This window comes from Marinobacter gelidimuriae (assembly GCF_000372805.1).
Taxonomy (GTDB): Bacteria; Pseudomonadota; Gammaproteobacteria; order Pseudomonadales; family Oleiphilaceae; genus Marinobacter; species Marinobacter gelidimuriae.
In genome coordinates, this window is the sequence record NZ_KB889932.1 from 5,792 (window position 1) to 10,792 (window position 5,001).

Annotated in this window: 6 protein-coding genes; all 6 read left to right on the forward strand. The window is 54.4% G+C overall.

Going from position 1 to position 5,001, the window contains the following annotated elements:
• The first annotated feature begins 220 nt into the window (after nt 1-220).
• Nucleotides 221-517, forward strand: coding sequence for an IS66 family insertion sequence element accessory protein TnpA (gene tnpA, locus A3OI_RS0116810; protein ID WP_018405406.1), 297 nt, complete (start codon nt 221-223; stop codon nt 515-517).
• Nucleotides 514-1,089, forward strand: a complete 576-nt coding sequence (tnpB, locus tag A3OI_RS23255; protein ID WP_018405407.1) for an IS66 family insertion sequence element accessory protein TnpB — start codon at nt 514-516, stop codon at nt 1,087-1,089. The genes tnpA and tnpB overlap by 4 nt, the downstream gene beginning before the upstream one ends.
• On the forward strand, nt 1,079-1,351 hold the full coding sequence (locus A3OI_RS0116820) for a hypothetical protein (protein WP_018405408.1): 273 nt from the start codon (nt 1,079-1,081) through the stop codon (nt 1,349-1,351). The genes tnpB and A3OI_RS0116820 overlap by 11 nt, the downstream gene beginning before the upstream one ends.
• A 171-nt stretch (nt 1,352-1,522) precedes the next feature.
• Entirely contained in the window at nt 1,523-2,464 is a 942-nt protein-coding gene (locus tag A3OI_RS0116825) for an RpnC/YadD family protein (RefSeq protein WP_018405409.1), read from the forward strand.
• 39 nt (nt 2,465-2,503) lie between these two features.
• A complete protein-coding gene (locus tag A3OI_RS20635) occupies nt 2,504-4,390 on the forward strand; it encodes a polysaccharide biosynthesis protein (protein ID WP_018405410.1) in 1,887 nt (628 codons plus the stop codon).
• 126 nt (nt 4,391-4,516) lie between these two features.
• On the forward strand, nt 4,517-5,001 hold a 485-nt coding region (locus tag A3OI_RS20640), incomplete at its 3' end, for an Rpn family recombination-promoting nuclease/putative transposase (RefSeq protein ID WP_018405025.1).

Below are 5,001 nucleotides of genomic sequence, written 5' to 3' on the forward strand. Positions count from 1 at the left end.
GTAAAGCGGGGACAGACTTTAAGTCTGTCCCCAGGGAATAAGGTCCTAAACGGCTAGTCGTCCAGTTCAAACTGCAAAGCAACCTCGAAGTCTTGACCGCCGTAAAAAACGCCCAGGATGGAAACATGCTCGGCAGTAACCGTTCATTCCAAGACGTCCTGCCACCCCGGTGAATTTCTTTCTACAGTAACCTTACATTTCCCAGCACGAGGTTATCCCCATGAGAAAATACCGTCCCCAGGAGCAATGGCAGGCCTTAGTTGATCAACAACGTGACAGCGGTTTGTCGGCCACGCAATTTTGCAAGCAGGAGGACATCGGCTATGCCAGTTTCTGTCGTTGGCGTAAGCGCCTGACCGAAGAACCGGCTGCTGATTCCGCGGGCTCCGGCGAGGCCGGATTTCTGGACCTGTCGTCACTGATAGGCGCTTCGTCGTCTGCTGGCTCTGGCCCAGGCTGGAACATTGTGCTGAGCCTCGGCAACGGCGTCGAACTGCGGTTGAGCCAGAACGGATGATCGGGCTCGATAGCCAGGCTCGGATCTGGCTGTGCACCGAGCCCACCGACATGCGCAAATCGTTCCGGGGCCTGAGCGCCCTGGTTCGAAATCAACTCAAACACGATCCGCTCAGCGGCCAGTATTTCGTCTTCGTCAATCGTCGCAAAACCCAGATGAAGATGTTGTATTTTAACCGCACCGACTATTGCCTGTGGGCCAAGCGTCTGGAGCAGGGACAGTTCCGGGTGCCGTCCTCCGCCGCGGGTCAGAGGGCCTTGACCCAGACGGATTTACAGCTGCTGATTGATGGCATTGAGGTGCAAAAATACCGCCAATTCAAGCGTTTTCAAGCTGCACTGCCCTCCTTCTCGGCCCTGGCCGAGGAGAATGCCTTGCTGCGGGAGCAGTTGAGCGCACAGTCTGACGCGATTCGTCAGCTGAAACACCAGCTGGACTGGTTCAAGAAACAACGGGACGACGACCTCAAGGCTCTGGAAATTGCGGTTCGCGGACAAGCCGCTGAGATCTCTGGTGGATCCACGTCATCCCGACAGACAAGCCAGCCGGAGCCTGTAAGCCATGCGCATTGAAGACATGAGCATCGACCAGTTGCTGGAAATGAACAGGGTCATCTGCCGGCGAATTGATCAACTGCAAGACCAAGAAAACATGCAGGCGCTGAGTCAATTGCGAGTGGGGTCGAAAGTGACCTTCAATGGCCGGGAGGGGCCGAAGGTTGGGATTGTTACCAAGATCAACCGTAAAAGCGTGATCGTGCTGGCCGAAGACGACGGCATGAAACAGTACAAGGTCTCGCCGGGCCTGTTACGGCTTCTTCGTGACGTTAAGTAAGTCAACTACGCCATGGAATGAACGCTTACTCAGGTACATCCTTATGACGGTGTCCAGCAAGGGCGCGGGTGATCGGGTGCCTGGCAGGGACTAAGTGCTCTCTCTTTCGGCTTGACCCCGCTCAGTTGGTTCACTAAATTACTGTTTAAATACAGTAAATGGACGAAAGGTATGGATGGACCCAAGCGAGTTAGCCACGACCAGAATTTCAAGAACCTTATCATCGATTATCCACGGCAAGCCATTGAGCTTTTTAGCCCCGAAGAGGCCAGGCACATTGGCCCGAAAGCACGGGTTGTTCCATTGCGCCAAGAGCAGTTAAAAGAGCGGCTTGGTGAGCGCTTTCGCGAGTTGGATGTACCGCTGATGGTGGAATGGCCGGGCGGTGAGCGTGAAGCGCTATTGTTCGTGCTTGAGGAGGAAACCGACCCCGACCGCTTTTCGATACACCGCCTGGCCCATTATTGCCTGGATTTGTCGGAACTCTGTAAGACCCGTCGGGTGGTGCCAGTGGTGATTTTCCTGAACACTCGCGGCAGCGAACCTGTTCAACTGAATTTGGGTGGTGACTGCCATGAGTACCTGAGATTCCACTACATTCGCTGTGCCTTGCAGGAATTGAATGCCGAGGACTACTGGAAAAGCAGCAATTTGATCGCCCGGCTGTGTCTGAACCTGATGAAATGGAAAGAGGAGCAGAAGCTGGAAGTCTACGCCCGCGCCGTACGGGGTCTGAGCACGCTGGAGCCAGACCCCGAGAAGCAATTGAAGTATATTGACTTCATCGACATTTACTCAGCCTTGGATGATAATGAAATGGAACAATATAAAGCGCAATACCCGCAGGAGAGCAACACCATGGCTACCTTGAGTGAGCGGTTACGAGCGGAAGGCATGCAACAAGGCATGCAACAAGGCATGCAACAAGGCATGCAACAAGGCATGCAACAAGGTGAGTCCGCCGCTTTGAAAAAGCTGATCAGCCTGAAATTCGGTGAGCTTCCCCGCTGGGCCGAAGCGCAAATTCAATCTGCCGGTGTTCCAGAACTGGAGGTCTGGCTGGAAGCTATATTGACCTCGGATACGTTGGAGTCATTACTGAATCGGCATTAACGTAAGGGGCTTAGCCCCTCTTTTGCGTTGCGCCTCGACGTGGCCTTGTGGGAGCCCAATAAGGGTCAGTTGCTGATTTCTCTGCTTACCGTGGTGTTTACGCTGGGTGTGTTCGTTCGGCTTGGGTTGTATCGCGCCGTTATTCGATACATGAGTGACCGGGCTTTTATAACCATCATCACCGGCGTTGCGGCCTCGACGTTGTTGCTAGTGTTACTTAGTTACGGTTTGAACGTGTTTGTTCCTCGCTCTGTTCCGCTGATCTACTCTGCGCTGGCGTTTATTTTTGTCGGTGGCAGCCGTATGAGCATGCGTATGCTGGTGCAGTACTCCTCCGGGCGTGATAAAGAGCGTGTGGGGATCATAGGCGCCGGTAAAACGGCTGTGCAGCTGGCTAAAGCGCTGCAGCAAGGTGACGAATACCACCCTGTCATGTTCATCAGTCTGATACCTGGCAACCACAAAACCTTGATCGTCGGCTTGCCGGCGTTTGCGTTGAGCCATTTGGAAGAGGCGGTGCGTAGCCATCGGGTTAAACGCTTATTGCTGGCGGTTGACGCGGATATGGATGTCAATCGTCGCCAGTTGCTGACGCAGCTGGAAAAGCTGAATTTGCCGGTACAAACCGTTCCGTCGTTCAGCGAAGTGATTGCTGGCCAGGCGCGGATTAACGACATTCGCGATCTTGAGATTGAAGACCTGCTGGGGCGTGATCCGGTGCGGCCAGACAACGCCCAGGTGGCTTCGTCTCTATTCGAACGATCGGTGATGGTGACCGGCGCGGGTGGTTCGATTGGTTCTGAGTTGTGTCGGCAGATTATCCGCCATCAGCCCAAGTGTCTGGTGCTTTTTGAGCAGTCTGAGTTTGCGTTGTACGCGATTGAACGCGAGCTTCAGCAGATCAACGCTGCGGAAGGTTTGGATGTGTGTGTTCACCCGCTGTTGGGCAGTGTGGTGCATCGTCGGCGCTGTGAATCGGTGATGCGTTCGTTCGCGGTACAAACGGTGTATCACGCGGCGGCGTACAAGCATGTGCCGCTGGTAGAGCACAATGTGATTGAAGGCGTGCAGAATAACGTATTTGGCACATTGCACACGGCCGAGGCGGCGGTTGCAGCCGGTGTTGAGTTGTTTGTGTTGATTTCTACCGATAAAGCGGTACGTTCCACCAACGTGATGGGCGCCAGTAAGCGTATGGCGGAGCTGGTGTTGCAGGGGCTGGCGCAGCGCCAGAGTGACACGGTTTTCTCTATGGTGCGTTTTGGTAATGTGCTGGGCTCATCAGGTTCTGTAGTGCCTTTGTTCCGGGATCAGATCAGCAGCGGTGGGCCGGTGACGGTCACCCATCCGGACATTATTCGCTATTTCATGACCCTTCCCGAAGCCAGCCAGCTGGTGCTGCAGGCCGGTAGTATGGGGCAGGGTGGCGAGGTGTTTGTGCTGGACATGGGCGAACCGGTTAAAATTGCCGATTTGGCTCGCAAGATGATGCATTTGATGGGCCGCCGCGAAAGAACCGCGGAGCAGCCGGATGGCGAGATAGAGCTGGTGTTCAGTGGTCTGCGTCCTGGTGAGAAACTGTTTGAAGAGCTGTTGATTGGTGACGACCCACAGGGCACGGCACACCCGCGCATTATGATGGCCCGTGAAGTGTGTATGACCTGGCCGGAGGTGGCGGATACAGTGAAACAGCTTCAACACGCTAGCCAGGCGTTTGATTGTGAGGGTGTGTTGTTGATTCTTAAAACGGCGCCTACGGGTTTTGCGCCCAATGGGGGTGTTGGGGATTTGGTGTGGAATCTGAATCCGCGGTCTGGGGTGGCCCGGGCGACCGATAAAGCCGGGACAGACGGTACAGCTGGTAGAGCCGGGACAGATTTGAAATCTGTCCCGAGGGCGGGAAACGGAAAACGGGGACAGATTTGAAATCTGTCCCGAGGGCGGAAAACGAAAGGCGGGGACAGATTTAAAATCTGTCCCCGAGAACATCCAGTCCTACCTGCTGAAAATCCTGAGCGTGGTACAATAAAGTTTGCTGAGTCAGGAGGACGCATGGCAACGAATCACCACGACACCGGTTACAAGGAATTGTTCAGCCACCCGGAATTTGTACAACAGTTAGTTGAGGGGTTTGCTCCCTCTGAGATTGCCGGCCTGATGGATTTCAATACGCTCAAGAACCATAGTGGTAATTATATTACGCCGCTGTTCGAGGAGAAGTTCGAAGACGTGGTGTGGTCTGTCGAGATCACTTGGGAGGGCGTGCCTCAGCAGGTGTATTTGTATATTCTGCTGGAGTTTCAATCCCGGGTTGATCGCGCCATGCCAATCCGGTTGATGCACTATGTGGCCTGTTTCTACGACCACCTGCTGAAGAACAAGGTGACAACACCAAAAGGTGGGTTGCCGCCAGTATTCCCTATCGTGCTTTACAATGGTTCGCAGCGCTGGACCGCAGAGCAGGATGTTTACGAGATGGTGCAGCCGGAACCTCCTGCTTTCTTGCGTGTCTATCAACCACACTTGCGGTATTACCT

Coding starts and splice junctions, on each gene's coding strand:
- tnpA (WP_018405406.1), top strand. CDS start 221: ATGAGAAAATACCGTCCCCAGGAGCAATGGCAGGCCTTAGTTGATCAA.
- tnpB (WP_018405407.1), top strand. CDS start 514: ATGATCGGGCTCGATAGCCAGGCTCGGATCTGGCTGTGCACCGAGCCC.
- A3OI_RS0116820 (WP_018405408.1), top strand. CDS start 1,079: ATGCGCATTGAAGACATGAGCATCGACCAGTTGCTGGAAATGAACAGG.
- A3OI_RS0116825 (WP_018405409.1), top strand. CDS start 1,523: ATGGATGGACCCAAGCGAGTTAGCCACGACCAGAATTTCAAGAACCTT.